The sequence below is a fragment of the Campylobacter sp. CFSAN093224 genome (assembly GCF_012897395.1).
Taxonomy (GTDB): Bacteria; Campylobacterota; Campylobacteria; order Campylobacterales; family Campylobacteraceae; genus Campylobacter_D; species Campylobacter_D jejuni.
The window spans coordinates 1,036,938-1,052,683 of record NZ_CP040607.1 but is presented as its reverse complement, the minus strand read 5'-3'; the positions used below and the strand labels follow the sequence as shown (position 1 = coordinate 1,052,683).

Annotated in this window: 16 protein-coding genes; 3 read left to right on the top strand and 13 right to left on the bottom strand. The window is 29.9% G+C overall.

The window, feature by feature from the left end; all coding sequences use genetic code 11:
* Positions 1–9: 9 nt before the first annotated feature.
* Together FBF11_RS05435 and cetZ are read left to right on the top strand one after the other, a co-directional pair.
* The gene (locus FBF11_RS05435) at positions 10–636 is read left to right on the top strand and encodes a MarC family protein (RefSeq protein ID WP_002860212.1); all 627 of its coding nucleotides are present in this window, start codon (positions 10–12) and stop codon (positions 634–636) included.
* 80 nt (positions 637–716) lie between these two features.
* On the top strand, positions 717–2,006 hold the full coding sequence (cetZ, locus tag FBF11_RS05430; RefSeq protein WP_002860211.1) for an energy taxis response protein CetZ: 1,290 nt from the start codon (positions 717–719) through the stop codon (positions 2,004–2,006).
* Positions 2,007–2,027: 21 nt separating this feature from the next.
* On the opposite strand, the gene aat is transcribed toward cetZ, so the two are convergent.
* The 13 genes from aat to sstT are packed head-to-tail and all read right to left on the bottom strand — an operon-like array spanning position 2,028 to position 14,276.
* On the bottom strand, positions 2,028–2,675 hold the full coding sequence (aat, locus tag FBF11_RS05425) for a leucyl/phenylalanyl-tRNA--protein transferase (RefSeq protein WP_002852895.1): 648 nt from the start codon (positions 2,673–2,675) through the stop codon (positions 2,028–2,030).
* Positions 2,650–4,779, bottom strand: coding sequence for an AAA family ATPase (locus tag FBF11_RS05420; RefSeq protein ID WP_002852743.1), 2,130 nt, complete (start codon positions 4,777–4,779; stop codon positions 2,650–2,652). Before FBF11_RS05420 ends, aat begins: the two co-directional genes overlap by 26 nt.
* Positions 4,776–5,066 carry an ATP-dependent Clp protease adaptor ClpS gene (locus tag FBF11_RS05415; RefSeq protein WP_002852892.1) on the bottom strand — a complete coding sequence of 97 codons (291 nt, stop codon included), beginning with the start codon at positions 5,064–5,066 and terminating at the stop codon, positions 4,776–4,778. Before FBF11_RS05415 ends, FBF11_RS05420 begins: the two co-directional genes overlap by 4 nt.
* Positions 5,066–5,668, bottom strand: coding sequence for a TlpA disulfide reductase family protein (locus tag FBF11_RS05410; RefSeq protein WP_002852711.1), 603 nt, complete (start codon positions 5,666–5,668; stop codon positions 5,066–5,068). The genes FBF11_RS05415 and FBF11_RS05410 overlap by 1 nt, the downstream gene beginning before the upstream one ends.
* Positions 5,669–5,678: 10 nt before the next feature.
* Positions 5,679–6,131 (bottom strand): SsrA-binding protein SmpB, encoded by a 453-nt coding sequence (smpB, locus tag FBF11_RS05405; protein WP_002852861.1) that lies wholly within the window; start codon positions 6,129–6,131, stop codon positions 5,679–5,681.
* On the bottom strand, positions 6,128–6,895 hold the full coding sequence (locus FBF11_RS05400; RefSeq protein ID WP_002859130.1) for a 4-(cytidine 5'-diphospho)-2-C-methyl-D-erythritol kinase: 768 nt from the start codon (positions 6,893–6,895) through the stop codon (positions 6,128–6,130). The genes smpB and FBF11_RS05400 overlap by 4 nt, the downstream gene beginning before the upstream one ends.
* On the bottom strand, positions 6,892–7,119 hold the full coding sequence (csrA, locus tag FBF11_RS05395; protein WP_002852854.1) for a carbon storage regulator CsrA: 228 nt from the start codon (positions 7,117–7,119) through the stop codon (positions 6,892–6,894). Before csrA ends, FBF11_RS05400 begins: the two co-directional genes overlap by 4 nt.
* A complete protein-coding gene (truB, locus tag FBF11_RS05390) occupies positions 7,113–7,931 on the bottom strand; it encodes a tRNA pseudouridine(55) synthase TruB (protein WP_002868623.1) in 819 nt (272 codons plus the stop codon). Before truB ends, csrA begins: the two co-directional genes overlap by 7 nt.
* Positions 7,928–10,003 (bottom strand): 3'-5' exonuclease, encoded by a 2,076-nt coding sequence (locus tag FBF11_RS05385; protein WP_002878810.1) that lies wholly within the window; start codon positions 10,001–10,003, stop codon positions 7,928–7,930. Before FBF11_RS05385 ends, truB begins: the two co-directional genes overlap by 4 nt.
* Positions 10,000–10,437 carry a hypothetical protein gene (locus tag FBF11_RS05380; protein ID WP_002852822.1) on the bottom strand — a complete coding sequence of 146 codons (438 nt, stop codon included), beginning with the start codon at positions 10,435–10,437 and terminating at the stop codon, positions 10,000–10,002. The genes FBF11_RS05385 and FBF11_RS05380 overlap by 4 nt, the downstream gene beginning before the upstream one ends.
* The gene (locus FBF11_RS05375; protein WP_002858266.1) at positions 10,431–12,152 is read right to left on the bottom strand and encodes a M3 family oligoendopeptidase; all 1,722 of its coding nucleotides are present in this window, start codon (positions 12,150–12,152) and stop codon (positions 10,431–10,433) included. The genes FBF11_RS05380 and FBF11_RS05375 overlap by 7 nt, the downstream gene beginning before the upstream one ends.
* Positions 12,153–12,155: 3 nt before the next feature.
* A complete protein-coding gene (locus FBF11_RS05370) occupies positions 12,156–13,043 on the bottom strand; it encodes an aspartate carbamoyltransferase catalytic subunit (protein WP_002852714.1) in 888 nt (295 codons plus the stop codon).
* Positions 13,044–13,052: 9 nt separating this feature from the next.
* Complete coding sequence (gene sstT / locus FBF11_RS05365) at positions 13,053–14,276, bottom strand: serine/threonine transporter SstT (protein WP_002858067.1); 1,224 nt, start codon at positions 14,274–14,276, stop codon at positions 13,053–13,055.
* A 139-nt stretch (positions 14,277–14,415) separates the two neighbouring features.
* Here sstT and metK point away from each other — a divergent pair, with 139 nt between their 5' ends.
* On the top strand, positions 14,416–15,612 hold the full coding sequence (metK, locus tag FBF11_RS05360; protein ID WP_002852836.1) for a methionine adenosyltransferase: 1,197 nt from the start codon (positions 14,416–14,418) through the stop codon (positions 15,610–15,612).
* The last annotated feature ends 134 nt before the right edge of the window (positions 15,613–15,746 follow it).

The window sequence follows — 15,746 nt, the reverse complement described above, 5'->3', positions numbered from 1 at the left end:
TTTTCTAGTATGGGTTCTGAGCTTTATTTGATGTTTTTTGCTGCAATTACTTTACTTGCTATATTAAATCCTTTTGGTAATTTAACTCAATTTTTGGCTATGAGTGATGGATTGCCTTTAATGCTTCGAAAAAAACTTTTTAGAACTATTCTCTATACAGCTTTTACTATAGTTTTGGTGTTTTTATTATCAGGACCTTTATTTATGAACTATATTTTTAGAGTTTCATTGGATGATTTAAGGGTTTCTGGTGGTTTGGTTCTTATTATAATGGCTATTAAAAATTTACTTTTTTCAACAAAAATTGCAACTAAGGATTTTAGTTCTTATCAAGATATGGATGATAAGGAAATTTTAAGACAGAGTTTAATACCTATGGCATTTCCTATGCTTGTTGGGCCTGGAACTTTAGCTAGCGTTATTGTTATAGCCGAAGATGGTGGGCTTGATGTTGCTCTTGGCGGAGTAATGATAGCTTTTATTTTTATGTTTATACTTTTTCATTTTGCAGCTACTATAGAAAAAATAGTTGGAAAATTGATTTTACATGTTTTTTCTCGTATAGCACAAGTATTTATTGTTGCTATGGGGTTTAAGATGATTATTGTAGGTTTAAAGGATATATTTAACTTATAAATTAATATAATTTTAAGTAAATAATACTATATAAATATGATATAATTTTAAAATAATTTATTATTAAAAAGGTGAGTTTTATGTTTGGTGCTAAGAAAAATAATACTAAAATAATTGAACAACTTGAAAAAAAATGTAATGGTTTAGGAGATATTTTAAGATCTATTGGGAATACCATGGCGGTAATTGAATTTACTACCGATGGCGTTATTTTAGAGGCAAATCAAAATTTTTTAACAACTATGAAATACTCCCTTTCAGAGATCAAGGGTAAGCATCATAGTATGTTTTGTTTGCCTGAAGTTGTTAATTCTTCAGCATATAGTGATTTTTGGAAAGATTTAAGAGATGGAAAAGCTAGAAGTGGTCTTTTTAGACGTATAGCTAAGGGAGGGATAGATGTTTATTTAGAAGCAAATTATCTTCCAATTAGTGATAATAATGGTTATGTTTATAAAATTATTAAATTTGCCAATGATATAACTCAAAGACATTATGAAATGCTTGATCTTAGAAATACTATTGCTGCTGCTAATCGTTCTATGGCTATTATTGAATTTAAACCTGATGGGACTATTATTACGGCTAATGAAAATTTTTTAAGAACTATGGATTTTAATATTGATGAGATTAAAGGAAAGCATCATAGTATGTTCTGTGATTCTAATTATAGACACTCTAAGGACTATGTTCAATTTTGGGAAGATTTAAGAGAGGGTAAATTTCAATCAGGTAAATATATAAGATACGGAAGAAATAATAAAAAAGTATACCTTGAAGCAAGTTATAATCCGGTTAAAAATGATGATGGAAAAATTTACAAGGTTATTAAATTTGCTACAGATATAAGCGAACAAGTTAAAAAAGATCAAGAAAAACTTCGTCTCATAAGCGAACTTGCAGAAAAAAATGATAATCTTACTCAAGATGGAGATCGTGTAATTGAAAACACTGTTTCAAATGTTCAGAATATTGCTGATATGATGTCTCAAAGTTCAAATCTTGTTTCCTCTTTAAATCAACAATCAGATGAAATTAAATCTATTATTCAAACTATTAGTGATATTGCTGATCAGACTAATCTGCTTGCTTTAAATGCTGCTATTGAGGCAGCACGTGCTGGTGAACATGGTAGAGGTTTTGCTGTTGTTGCTGATGAAGTAAGAAATTTAGCTGAAAGAACAGGGCATTCGGTTAATGAAATTACCACTACGATTAATTCTATTCGCAATGTTACATCACAAGTGGTTGAGAGTATTAAAAGCGGTTTAGAGGATGTTAATCAGAGTGTTGAACTTGCAAAAGAAGCAAGAGAGTGTATGGAGAAAATTCGTGAAAGCTCTGCTGAAGTTGCTAAAGCGATGTCATAAGCGTGATTTTCACGCTTATTTTTAAGTAATTAAATCTTTAAAATTTTTAAAACCACTTTCTTGATTGCATTTTTCTTTTAAAATATTTAAAAATTCTTTCCTAGAAATATTATGAGCACCCATAAATTCTAAATGTTGGTTATAAACTTGACAATCTATGATAAAATCATAAGGTTTTAATAAATCACAAAGTTTAATCATGGCAACTTTAGATGCATTTTTTTTAATGCTTACCATGCTTTCACCAAAGAAAACCTTGCCTAAAATTAAACCATAAATTCCACCTATAAGTTCATTATTTTCATAAAGTTCAAGGCTATGCGCATAGCCTTGGGTAAATAACTTATAATAAGTGGTAATAAATTCATCATCTATCCAGCTTTGAGAGCGTGTATCGCGACATAATGTAATTAATTTTAAAAAATCATAATCAAGTTTAATTTGATAGAGATTAATAAATTTTTTCATATTTTTTTGGATGTGAATTTGATTTGGAATTAAAATGCATCTAGGATCTGGACACCACCAAGTTACAGGTTTACTTGTCCATGGGAATAGACCAAAAGTATAAGCTTTTACAATAAAATCAGCTTCTAAATTTTGACTTAAAAATACAGGAGCATTTTTAGGCGCATTGAGTAATTTAGAATATAAATTCGAGCTTTTCATTTTTACCAAGTTTGATTTTAGCTATACCACCTTTTTTAAGCTTTCCAAATAAAATTTCATCACTGATTTTTTCTCCTATTTCCTCAGAAATTATGCGTTTTAAAAGCCTTACTCCAAATTCTTTATTATAGGCTTTTTTAGCTAAATAAATTTTAGCTTTATCATCCACTGATAATTTTATATTATTTAAATTTTTAGAAATTTCGTCAAGTTCTTTTTCGATAATTTTAACAAGTATAGCATCGTTTAAATCATTAAAATGTAAAATTTTATCAATGCGATTAATAAATTCTGGAGCAAAAAAGTCTTTGATAGCACGATTACTTTTTTCTTCATTTTTACTTAAAAAACCAAGCTCATTGCTTTCTTTAAGTCCTAGATTAGATGTCATAATAATGATTGTATTTTTAAAATCTACTTTAAGACCACTATTGTCGGTGAGTTCAGCATTGTCAAAAATCTGTAAAAAGGTATTGCTTAAATCAGGATGAGCCTTTTCTATTTCGTCAAAAAGAACAAGACTGAAAGGATTTTTGCGAATAGCATTGCTTAAAAGTCCACCCTCTTCAAAACCTATATATCCAGCTGGAGATCCTATTAGTTTACTTATAGCATGTTTTTCTGCATATTCACTCATATCAAAGCGTTCTAAATTTAAACCTAAAAATTCAGCTAAAGCTTTGCAAAGTTCTGTTTTTCCAACTCCACTTGATCCAGTAAACAAAAACACTCCGCGTGGTGTATTGGAATTTTTAAATCCTGCGAAACTTTGCTTAAGTGATGAAACAAGGCTATCTATAACTTCATCTTGGCCAAAAATTTTTGCTTTTAAATTTGTTTTTAAGTTCATTAAAGCTTTATTTTGATCGAATTCAAACATTTTGTGATGGTGGGTCATTTTTGCTAAAACATTTTCTAAATCTTTTAAATTGGCATTTTTTTTAGCTCTTGGATTTAAAGCAAAAGAAGCGCCAAGTTCATCGATCAGATCTATAGCGCTATCAGGTAAAAATTTATCATTAAAAAATTTTTTACCCCAAATTACAGCATATTGAAGAATTTCATCGTTTAATTTGATATGATGAAATTCTTCATATTTGTTTTTTAATCCTTTAAGAATTTGCAAGCTTTCTTCTTGGCTTGGTTCATCTACATTTATTTTAGCAAAACGGCGACTTAGGGGTTTATTTTTATCAAAAGTATTTTTATATTCCATAAAAGTTGTTGCACCTATGCATTTTAAAGTTCCATTGCTTAGAGCTGGTTTTAAAAGATTGGAAAAATCAGTATGAGATTCTCCTGTGCTTCCAGCTCCTACTATAGTGTGAATTTCATCAATAAATAAAATAGCATTGGGTATTTTCTCAAGTTCACTTAAAATTTCTTTAATTCTTTTCTCAAAATCTCCACGGTATTTTGTTCCCGCAAGTATACTAGCCATATCAAGACTAAAAATTTTTGCATTTTGTAAGTTTTTAGGCACCTTTTTTTCCGCAATAGCCAATGCTAATCCCTCTACAATGGCTGTTTTTCCAACTCCTGCTTCTCCTACTAAAATAGGATTATTTTTCTTGCGACGTGAAAGAATTTGCATCATTCTTTCAAGTTCAAATTTTCTTCCTATTAAAGGATCAATTTTGCCATTTTGAGCTAAAAGTGTTAAATCACTTGTGTGGTTGTTTAAATTTTGTATATTTTCATGATTTTGAAGTTCTTGAATTTTGTTAAGATTTATGTTGTGTTTTTTTAAGAGATAGCTAGAATAACTTCTTGAATCCTGTATGAGCTTTTCTAAAAAATCTATAATTTTAATTTCATTATTTTTATTTTTAGATGAAAGTAAGATTTCATCTAAAACAACAGATATTGTAGGTTCTATTTCTTGTTTAATAACTTGATTGTTTTGAGAAATGTAATTTTTTAATTCAGTTTCTAGAAGTTCAAGATCTCCATCTGAAAATTCTTCAAATATATCCTTAAAATCAGTGCTTAGTTTTAGTAATGCAAACAGTACATGCTCACAGGTAACAAATTCATGGTGATTTATTAAGCTTAGATTTTTGGCATTATCAAGATATTTTTGTAAATTTTCTTGGTATTTCATTCTTCTTCCACCTTTGCTTGTAGTGGAAAATTAGCAAGTTTAGCCGCATCCATAACTTTTTTTTGTTTTGAAAGAGCTATTTCCTGGGTGTAAATGCCACAAATTCCAGAACCATTGTGATGAATTTCTAACATTGTTTGACTTGCTTTCTCAAGGTTTTGATGAAAAATATTCATCAAAATTTCTATGACAAAATCCATGGTTGTTACATCATCATTTAAGAGTATAACTTTATACATTTTTGGTTCACTAAGTTTTGTTTGCTCTAGAGTTTGGGTTTTTGGCATTATTTTCCTTTGTAGATTTTATTTAAATCTTCTTGCATGAGTTCTGTTGGAATTTTACCAAGATAAAAATTTGTTGGAGTATTATTATTCCAGTAATCGCTTATTTTTTGATAAATTCCATTTTTTAAAACAACTTTAAAAGGAAGTTGCTCCATATTTTGATAGTCTATATCTTTTAAAATTTGAGCAATAATACGATCATTAGAGCTGCCATTGCTTAGAAAATAGTAAGCACCATAATCACCCGCGAATTTTTTAACTGTTTCATCGCTAACATCTTCAAAATGTGTAAGTCCTATAATGATAAATTTGCTAGAATTATTTTTCCAAAGTTTGCTAAGATCTAAAGCTTCTTCTTTACATGGGGTGCAAAAAGTGCCAAAAAAATCAAACATTAGAACTTTTCCTTCCTCTCCTTCCACCACAAAACCTTTATCTGTTCTTATTAAAGTTTTGCTTCCACCATTTACACTATTTAAGACTATTTTATCTCCTTTGTGATACTCTTCAAACATAAAATCATTTTGAATTTCTTCTTCCTTGGAGCAAGCATTAAGAAAAAATGCTAAACTTATTAAAAATAGGGCTGAAATTTTTTTCATTTATTTTCCTTTATTTGTAATTTTTCATAGCAGCTCTAGCTTCTAAATCGGCTTGCTTTTTCTTTAAAGTTTCACGCTTGTCGTGCAAATTTTTCCCTTTAGCTAAAGCAAGGGTAGCTTTTACTTTATTTTTTGTGTTAAAATAAAGATCTAATGCAACGATAGTATATCCTTCTATACTTACTTTACCTAATAATTTATCAATTTGCTTTCTATGCATTAAAAGCTTTCTAGCACCTCTTTCTTCGTGTTTATAGAAAGAATGTGTAGTATGAAGCAATGAAATATGAGAATTAAGTAAAAAAATCTCATTTTTTATAATGCGAACAAAAGAGTCTTTAAGATTTGCTCTTCCTGCTCTTAAGGCTACAACTTCACTTCCTTTAAGGACAATTCCGGCTTCAAAGCGTTCTATGATGCTATAATCAAATAAAGCTTTTTTATTTCTCGCAATAATTTTCATCGATCAACCTTAAAAACACTACTACCGCTACCGCTTAGAAAAAAATCTTCTTGCAAGTAAGACTTCATTTTAGGATATAAAGTTGCACAAGGAGTAAATAAATCATTTAATTCTTTGTTTTTAAAGTTTTGTAACAACTCTTTTGTGCTGAGTTTTTTGTAGATTTGCGCTTGATTATTGTTTTTTTGAAAGTCAAATATTCCTCTATCAAATTCATCATAAACAGCTTTAGTTTGGCAAGATATTTGTGGAAAAGTCCATTTTAAATTAGGTATGTCATCTTCAAATTCTTCTATAATTTCGCCACAGCTACTTACATTAGCAGAGTGAAAGCCACTTAAAAAAAAGGCAATATCACTTCCTAGTTGTATGCTTAAATTTATAAGTTCTTGTAGGTTTAATTTTAAATTTAGGGTTTCATTTATTAGTAGTAAAAAACTCGCACAATCGCTACTTCCACCACCAAGCCCAGCACATACTGGGATATTTTTTGTGAGTTTTAGACTTTTTTTGCTAAATAATTCTTTTAATTCGTTATTATATCTTCTAGAAAGTAGCAAATAAGCCTTTTGAATAATATTATTTTCGCATTTAAAATTACTAATGATTTCAAATTCTTTTTTAGAATCTGATTCTTTGTCAACAAGCTCAAGCTCATCAAAAACATCTTTTAAAAGTATAAATCGTGATTCTAAAAGATGATATTTTCTTGAGTCAAAACCGGTAAGTTTTAAAAAAATATTTGCTTTAGCGTAAGCTTTCATTTGATTAGTTTTTTGCTTAAGTCATCAAGTTTAATATCATTCTGAACAACAGAATGCAAATTTTCATCCTTTACTTGTTGAACAAGTTCTTTTCTAAGTATCATAAGGGATTTTGGAGCTTCTATGCCTATTTTGGCATATCCTTTCCCTGTTTGAACGACTTTGATTTCTATACCTTCTCCGATAATTATACTTTCATTTTCTTTTCTTGATAATATTAACATTTTTCAACCTTATTTAGAAGATATTTTACTGTATTTTCTTTAATATTAATTATGCTAAAATATTTTTCTGTTTCAATATAATAATCTCCTTCATCATGAAATTCTAATTCTTCGACAAAAATTTTAGCACCATTTTCGAGTTTATTTAAATCCTTGATAAAATTTGGCTTTAGGTTAATGTATTTTAACACATTTAAGCTTTTCTCATTATTATAAACAAATTTGCCTTCTTTAATGCGCTCTAAAGAGCTTAAAGTCGCATTAATACCTAGTTTTCTAGCAAAAAGTTCACAATAAGATCTTATATAAGCACCTTCACTGACTGTGATTTCAATATTTAAAAAAGGATGATTATAGCTTAAGATCTTGCAATCAAATACTTCCATTTGGCAAGGTTTTAAATTTACTTCTATACCTTTTTTTGCAAGTTCATAGGCGCGAGTTCCATTGATTCTTTTGGCGCTAAATTGCGGTGGTGTATAGGAGATAATTCCTTGCATTTGATCAATGATTTGTTGTAAATTTGGAAGATCAAATTCTTTTATATTTTTAATTTCTTTTATATTTTGATCATCAAGACTTAAGGAGTAAACTCCAAGCCATAAAGTAGCTTTATAGGTTTTTGGAGTTTTTTTTAAAAAACGGAAAAGTTTTGTATATTGTCCAAATGCAACGATTAAAACCCCTTTGGCGAAAGGATCAAGAGTGCCAGAATATCCTGCTTTTTTATTTTTATATTTTTTCTTTAAAGTACTTAAAAAGGCATTAGAACTCAAACCCCTTGGTTTAAAGGCTGCAAAGATCTTGTTCATACTGCTTTTTCCACAAAGCTTGCCATGATTACACGCATTATACCACCAAAATTAATATTAAGCTTTTCCTCTTTTCCGCTTTTATTAACTTCAACAACCCTGCCAATGCCAAAAATTTTATGTTTAACTAGATCTCCTTTGCAAAAACTAGTTTTTTGTATATTTTGATTTTTTGATTTTTCATTGATTAATTTACTTTCTTCTAAGAAGCGACTAGGATTGATATTTGCTCTTGAACCATGATAAAAACGAGAATTTGCAACACTTATTGTGAGAAATTTCTTGGCGCGAGTGATGGCAACATAAGCAAGACGGCGTTCTTCTTCGAGATTTTCTTCGCTATTTAAAGGAAAAAATCCTTCATCAAAGCCTATTATAAAAACATAATCAAATTCCAAACCTTTGCTAGCATGAATACTCATCAAGCAAACACATTCTTCATCTAAATTATCTTGATCACTTAATAAAGAAATTTCACTAAGTAGATCTTCTAAAGAAGCTTCGGGATCTTCTTTGAGTTTTTCTCTTAGATTAGCATAAAACTCATCAAGATTTCTGATTCTTTCATCTCCATCATCTTGCTCTGAAAAATAATCTTTGATTTTAAATAATTCTTCTATATTGTCAAAAACCTTTTTTGCATTATCGTAGCTTTTTAGAGTGTGAATATTTTGTATAAAAATATTTGCTTCATTTTGTGCTTTTTTTGTTGTTAAAATTCCTACACCACCATCGCTTTCGCATAGGGCATCAAAAAGTGAAATTTGACGTTTTTTTGCATATTCTTCTAAATTTTTTAGGGCTTTTTCTCCTATGGATCTTTTGGGGCGATTAATAATACGTTTAAACGACAAATCATCGCTTGGATTTAAGATAAGTCTAAGATACGAGATTAAATCTTTTATTTCTAATCTCTCATAAAAACGCATACCACTAAGTAGTTTATAAGAAATTTGTTTCTTCATAAATGCTTCTTCTATTGCTCTTGATAGTGCATTAACTCGAAATAAAATGGCGATCTCTTTAGCTTCTACTCCAGAATTTAGCAATTTTTTCACTTCTTGAGCGATATATAAACCTTCATCTTTTTCGTTTTCGTTTTTTAATATTTTAATATTTTCCCCAGTATCTTTAGTGCAGATTAAAGTTTTTCCAAGTCGTTGCTCATTGTGAGATATGAGATTATTTGCTGCTTGTAAAATAGTCCCTACTGAACGATAGTTTTGTTCAAGTTTTACAAGTTTAACATTTTTAAAATCATTTTGAAAATTTAAAATATTTTCAATTTTTGCTCCACGCCAACTATAAATACTTTGATCATCATCACCAACAACTGTGATATTTTCATGCATACAACATAGATTTTTTAGAATTTTATATTGCAAGGTATTAGTATCTTGATACTCATCAACTGTAATGTAATTATAAAGTAAGCTTTGTTCTTTGGCAAAATTTATATCATTTTCTAAAATGAGATTGCTTAGCAATAAAAGATCATCAAAATCTACAAAATTTTGTTTTAATAAGTATTCTTCATAAGCACGGTAATAGTTGGCAAATTTGTATTCATTTTGATATTTTTCAAAATTATGTTCTTTTAGTAAATTTAAATCTTCAAAGACATTGCTTACTCTTTTGCCTTCATTTTTGCAATAAGATATGTATTGGATAATATCATAGACATTATCTTTGTTTTTATCATGGATTAAGTCTTTAATTATTTTTTTTGTATCATCTGTATCGATAACAATAAAACTATTTTTACGCTCCAATCTTTCAAAATGGAGTTTTAAAAATAAAAGTCCAAATTTATGAAAGGTGCAAAGCAAAGGATTGTGATTGCCTTGTAGAAAATTTAATGCTCTATGACGCATAACACTAGCTGCTTTATTTGTAAAAGTAAGAGTAAGAGTGTTATGTGAGGGGATGCCTACTTCACCGATAAGATAAGCAAGACGAGTGGTGATAGTTTTGGTTTTTCCACTACCTGCGCCTGCTAGGATAAGCATGGCTCCATCAATGTGGCTTACCGCTTGTTTTTGACTATCATTTAAATCTTCAAATAGATTCATTTTTTGAAAATATCTTTATTTTTTGGATTATTTAAAAATATATTTTTAGATTTTTGTAAATTTTTGCTATCTTCACGTTTATAAAGACTAAAATTAACGAATAAAATGCTATTTTCTACTTGAATTTGCGTGATAGCTCCTAAATCAACCTTTACAAAACTATCAAAATCATCATTTCCAAAACCTGCGTGAAATTGAATGAAATCTTTATTTAGTTGTATGGATTCAAAGGTGTATCCTCCAAGAGCAAAAAGAGCATAAGGATTTTGTTTAATATCAAGCTCTTTGGGAAGTTCAGGGTTAAAATCTATGAAATTTGTATTTGCAACTATGGAAAATTCTATATTTTCTTCTATAAGGTGTGAAATAACTTCATAACAATGCTTTTGCATGGTATGGATAAAATTTTCATTTTTTAAGATTGTTTCTAGCATGATTGTAACTCCATGAATTCATTGATGAGTTTTTGAATTTCTTTTATGCCTATTTCCCAAAAATTTTCATCTTCTATATCAAATCCAAACATTCCTACTAGTTCTTTTGGACTCACGCTTCCACCTAAAGAAAGCATTTTGATATAAAGTTCTTTAAAATTTTCACATTTTTTACTTTTGTAAAGTCCATAAAGAGCTAAAACTAAAAGTTGTGCATAAGCATAAGCATAGCAGTAAAAAGGAGAATGGATAAAATGAGGAATATAACTCCACCAAGAAGCATAATTTTTTGTAAGTTTTACGCTGTCTTGAAACATCTTTTGAGATTCTTCCATCCAAATTTTATTGATTTCTTCAGTGCTAAGTTCATTTTCTTGAGCATGTAAGCGTCTTTCAAAACAAGTAAAATTAATTTGTCTATAAAAAGTTGCAAAAATATCTTCGATTTTATTTGCATATAAAGATAAGAGTTCTTCTTTTTTTAACTTATCTTTAATAAAATCAAATACGAGCATTTCAGCAAAAACTGAAGCTGTTTCTGCGGTGGTTAAAGGTGTATTTTGATTTAAATAGCTTACATTATAAGAAAGTTTTTGATGGATAGTGTGTCCTAATTCATGTGCAAGTGTAAAAAGATCGCGTCTTTTATTGGTGTAGTTTAATAAAACAAAAGGATGTGCATCAGAAGTTGCAGAATGCGAAAAAGCACCCCCTTGTTTATTTTCTTGCGGATAAACATCAATCCAACCTTGATCAAAAGCATTTTTTGCTATATCATAAAATTGAGGAGAAAAAGCTTGAAATGCCTCTAAAACAATATTTTTACTTGTTTTAAAATCAAAACTTGCTTCTTTTCCTATGGGTGCATATCTGTCATAGTCTTTAAGCTCATCATAGCCTAAAATTTGTTTTTTTCTTTTGTAAAATTGCGATACTAAGTTAAAATGTTTTTGCGCACTTGCTATCAAAGAATCAACGCTTTTTTGTGAAATTTGATTGCTGATATGTCTTGAAATTTCAGCATTTTCATAACCTCTTAATAAGCTTATATTTTTTCTTTCTGTTTTTATCATATTGATAATAAAACTTAAAAGTCTGCTATTTTTTTGTAAGACTTTACTGAATTTTTTAGCAGCTTTTTTGCGTATCTTTCTATTTTCATCATACATTTTGCTTAGAATTTCTTCTTCGCTAAGTTTTTTACCTTCAAAAGGGATTTTTAAAGCACTCATACTTTCATCAAAAAGTCTACTAAAAGCATTTGCACCTGTATTGGAAAGATAAAGCATAATGCGTTCTTCGTTTTTGCTAAGATTATAGCGTTTGTTTTGCAATAAATTAGAAAGATAAAAATCATAATCTTTGCAAAAAGTTGTAAATTCTCGACTTTTCTCAGGAGCTAACTCGCAAAATTCAAGCTCGAAAAAGAGTAAATTTTCTTCTATTTTTTTGCATTCTTCTTCGTATTGTGCATAAAAAGAACCATTTTGAGTGTTTTTAGCAAAAAGCAAATAAGCATAAGTCATGATTTTGCCAAGGGCTTGATTTAAATTTTCATAATCTTTTAAAGCTTGTAAAAACTCATTAGCATTTAATGTATAAAGTTTATTTTCATAGTTTTTTTTAAAATTTAAACTTTGTTGGATTTGGTCTTGTGTAAAATTTTGCAATGCTTCTTTATCGTGAAATAAAGCACTTAAATCCCATTCTAACATTTTTTATCCTTCATTTTCTAGTATGAGTTTTTTAAGAACAGCCATTCTAATAGCCACTCCATTTTTAACTTGTTTTAAAACTAAAGTCCTTTCATTGCTCATCATTTCATCGCTTATGTCAATATTGCGATTTACAGGGCCTGGATGTAGTAAAATAAGCTTTTTATCCTTTACTAAGCTTTTTTGAATGCAAAAATCATTTGCATAGTCTTTAAGTGAAGCATAAACGGTTTTATTATGTCTTTCTGTTTGTGTTCTAAGACTCATGATAATATCTGAATTTGCTATGATATTCTCATCAAGCTTATAATGTTTTTTAAGATGGGTATTAGGCATAAAATGTGGTGGAGCTACTAGGGTAATATCAAGATTAAATCTACTTAAAAGCTCTATATTGGACGCTGCTACACGAGAGTTTTTAATATCACCTACGATGCAAATTTTCTTACCTTCAACATTACCTTGAAAATGATTATAAATCGTAAACAAATCGAGTAAAGCTTGGGTAGGATGGGCGTGTTTTCCATCTCCTCCATTAACAACTGGACAATGCATATGCTTTGCTAATATCAAAGGAACTCCTGAGTTTGCGTGTCTTACAACAATAGCATTAGGACTCATGGCATCTAAATTAGCAGCAGTATCATAAAGAGTTTCTCCTTTGCTAGAGCTTGATCTTGAAACATCAAGGCGTAAAACCCTAGCACCTAATCTTCTTGCAGCGCTTTCAAAAGATGAAAGGGTGCGTGTAGAGTTTTCAAAAAAAATTGTCGTGATGCTTTTTCCTTCAAGAAAAGTCCTAGGTTTTTCATCTAAGAAATCACTTGCTTCTTTAAAAAGCTCCATAATTTCGACTTTATTAAAATCCTTTGTAGTGATGAGATGACGCATGTTTTTACCTTATTTGATATTGTAATTTAATTCATTTTTAGAACAAATTGCTGTAAAAAGAACATCTGTAGAACTATTTAAAGCAGTTTCAACACTATCTTGAATAACCCCTATAATAAAACCTATGGCAACTACCTTCATAGCAATATCATAGTCTATATTAAATAAAGAACAAGCCAAAGGTATAAGCAGTAAAGATCCGCCCGCAACTCCGCTAGCCCCACAAGCTGCAAAGGTGGCAATAATGCTTAATAAAAAGGCTTGTAAAAGACTGATTTCTATACCAACGGTATTGGCTGCAGTAAGACTTAAAATAGCTATAGTAACTGCTGCTCCTGCCATGTTGATAGTAGCTCCTAAAGGTATAGAAATGCCATAAAATTCTTTATCTATGCCAAGTTTAGCGCAAAGTGCCATATTTACAGGAATATTTGCCGCTGAACTTCTTGTAAAAAAGGCAAAAAATGCACTGTGCCTTAAGCAGATAAAAATTAAAGGAAAAGGATTTTTTCTTGTATAAAAAAAGACTATTAAGGCATTGATAACAAAAGTAACAAAAAGCATAGTAGCTACAAGTAAAATTAAAAGTTTTACATAACTTAGCAAACCTTGTGCTCCTGTTTGTGCTACAGAATTAGCCACAAGTCCAAAAATTCCAAAAGGGGCAAGTTTTACTACAAATTTAACGATTTTTAAAACCCCTTCATTGATATCTATAAAAACTTGTTTTGCTTCGTTAGAACAGTGTTTTAATGCTATACCTCCAGCTATTGCCCAAGTTAAAATTCCTAAATAATTTCCGCTTGAAAGAGCATTTATGGGATTATCGACAATTTTAAATAAAAGATCTTTGAAAATATCACTCATGTGGGTTGGAGATGAGTTTGTGGCAGTTTGAACTCCATCTAAAACAAGCTTTACAGGGAAGAAAAAATTAGCAAGAACTGCACAAGCTGAAGCAAAAAAGGTGCCTACTATATATAAAATGATAATATTTTTGATCTTAGCACCACTTTGAGAAAAATCTTTAGTGCAAATTGAGGTTAAAATTAAAATAAAAACAAGCATAGGAGCGATAGCTTTTAAGGCACTTGTAAAAAGTATTCCAAGTAAATTTGCAATTTCAGATATTTCTTTAGAGCTAATGCCTATAAGTATTCCTAGTGCTATACCTATGCAAATTTGAACTATGAGGTTGCCTTTAGCGTAGCTTTGAATGATTTTAGAAAACATAAAAACCTTTTAAATATTTTTTATATCAAAAGTTGATTTTAACTAACTTTTGCTTAATTTTAGAGAATTTTTAATTTATCAAGCTTTGATAAGTTTATTTGGATACAATTGTGGTTCATTTTAAATGAAAGGACTTTTTATGTATCTATTCACTTCAGAAGTCGTAAGTGCAGGTCATCCAGACAAGTGCGCTGATATAATCGCTGATACGATAGTGGATATACTCTTGAAAAATGACAAAAATTCAAGGGTGGCGAGTGAGGTTTTTGTCGCAGGAAATAAGGTTGTGATAGGAGGCGAAGTTAAGTCAAATCACAAACTTAGTAAAGCTGATTACGATAATTTAGTTAAAGATGTTTTAAAAAACATTGGTTATGACGGAGCAGGCCATTTTAGCAAAGAGCAGTGTTTACATCCTGATGAGGTTGATGTTATGGTGTTTTTAAATGAACAAAGCCCTGATATCAACCAAGGTGTCGATCAAGAAGATGGCGAAACAGGAGCAGGTGATCAAGGCATTATGTTTGGTTTTGCAAGTTGTGAAGCTGAGGAATATATGCCAGCAGCTATTAGTTATGCAAGAATGCTATGTGATAGAGTTTATGCTTATGCAAAAGCAAATCCACATGAACTTGGAGTGGATATTAAAACTCAAGTGACTATAGATTATGGCACTAAGGCGAATTTTGAAAATTGCAAACCGCAAAGTATTCATACTATAGTAGTTTCTGCACCTTGTGTTGAAAGTATGAAAATAGAAGATTTAAGATCTTTAGTGATGAAACTTATCTTAGATAGTAATTTACCAAAAGAACTTTTTGATCCTAATAAGACTAGAATTTTAATCAATCCAACTGGTAAATATGTTAATCATTCTTCTTTACATGATAGTGGTTTAACAGGAAGAAAACTTATAGTAGATAGTTTTGGAGGTTATTCTCCAATAGGTGGTGGTGCGCAATCGAGCAAAGATTATACTAAAGTTGATAGAAGTGGACTTTATGCAGGTAGATGGTTAGCTAAAAACATAGTTGCAGCAGGGCTTGCTAAAAAATGTATAGTTCAACTTAGTTATGCTATAGGTGTTGCAAAACCTACTTCGGTAAGCGTGGATTGTATGGGCACAAATACCAGTGTAAATGACGATGTTTTAAGTGATTTTGTAATGCAAAATTTCTCTTTAACGCCAAATTGGATCCGTGATAAATTTCATCTGGATAAACCAAGTAAAGAAACTTTTCTTTATGCGGATGTAGCAGCTCGTGGGCAAGTAGGACAAAAGGACTATCCTTGGGAAAAACTTGATGCTCTAGAACAGTTTAAAAAGCTACTTTAAAAAATTAACAATATTATACAAGCTTAAACAAGGCTTGTATAATTATAAAGAATTAATAAAGTTATATTAATTTTTGACTTAGAGGGATATTTTTCAATATCCCTCATAAATATAAAAGTTAGGAAGGAAGCTAA

What these genes read in the sequence shown, in the direction of transcription:
- FBF11_RS05435 (WP_002860212.1), top strand. Translation starts at nt 10, where the DNA reads ATGGGTTCTGAGCTTTATTTGATGTTTTTTGCTGCAATTACTTTACTT.
- cetZ (WP_002860211.1), top strand. Translation starts at nt 717, where the DNA reads ATGTTTGGTGCTAAGAAAAATAATACTAAAATAATTGAACAACTTGAA.
- aat (WP_002852895.1), bottom strand. Translation starts at nt 2,675, where the DNA reads ATGAAAAGCTCGAATTTATATTCTAAATTACTCAATGCGCCTAAAAAT.
- FBF11_RS05420 (WP_002852743.1), bottom strand. Translation starts at nt 4,779, where the DNA reads ATGAAATACCAAGAAAATTTACAAAAATATCTTGATAATGCCAAAAAT.
- FBF11_RS05415 (WP_002852892.1), bottom strand. Translation starts at nt 5,066, where the DNA reads ATGCCAAAAACCCAAACTCTAGAGCAAACAAAACTTAGTGAACCAAAA.
- FBF11_RS05410 (WP_002852711.1), bottom strand. Translation starts at nt 5,668, where the DNA reads ATGAAAAAAATTTCAGCCCTATTTTTAATAAGTTTAGCATTTTTTCTT.
- smpB (WP_002852861.1), bottom strand. Translation starts at nt 6,131, where the DNA reads ATGAAAATTATTGCGAGAAATAAAAAAGCTTTATTTGATTATAGCATC.
- FBF11_RS05400 (WP_002859130.1), bottom strand. Translation starts at nt 6,895, where the DNA reads ATGAAAGCTTACGCTAAAGCAAATATTTTTTTAAAACTTACCGGTTTT.
- csrA (WP_002852854.1), bottom strand. Translation starts at nt 7,119, where the DNA reads ATGTTAATATTATCAAGAAAAGAAAATGAAAGTATAATTATCGGAGAA.
- truB (WP_002868623.1), bottom strand. Translation starts at nt 7,931, where the DNA reads ATGAACAAGATCTTTGCAGCCTTTAAACCAAGGGGTTTGAGTTCTAAT.
- FBF11_RS05385 (WP_002878810.1), bottom strand. Translation starts at nt 10,003, where the DNA reads ATGAATCTATTTGAAGATTTAAATGATAGTCAAAAACAAGCGGTAAGC.
- FBF11_RS05380 (WP_002852822.1), bottom strand. Translation starts at nt 10,437, where the DNA reads ATGCTAGAAACAATCTTAAAAAATGAAAATTTTATCCATACCATGCAA.
- FBF11_RS05375 (WP_002858266.1), bottom strand. Translation starts at nt 12,152, where the DNA reads ATGTTAGAATGGGATTTAAGTGCTTTATTTCACGATAAAGAAGCATTG.
- FBF11_RS05370 (WP_002852714.1), bottom strand. Translation starts at nt 13,043, where the DNA reads ATGCGTCATCTCATCACTACAAAGGATTTTAATAAAGTCGAAATTATG.
- sstT (WP_002858067.1), bottom strand. Translation starts at nt 14,276, where the DNA reads ATGTTTTCTAAAATCATTCAAAGCTACGCTAAAGGCAACCTCATAGTT.
- metK (WP_002852836.1), top strand. Translation starts at nt 14,416, where the DNA reads ATGTATCTATTCACTTCAGAAGTCGTAAGTGCAGGTCATCCAGACAAG.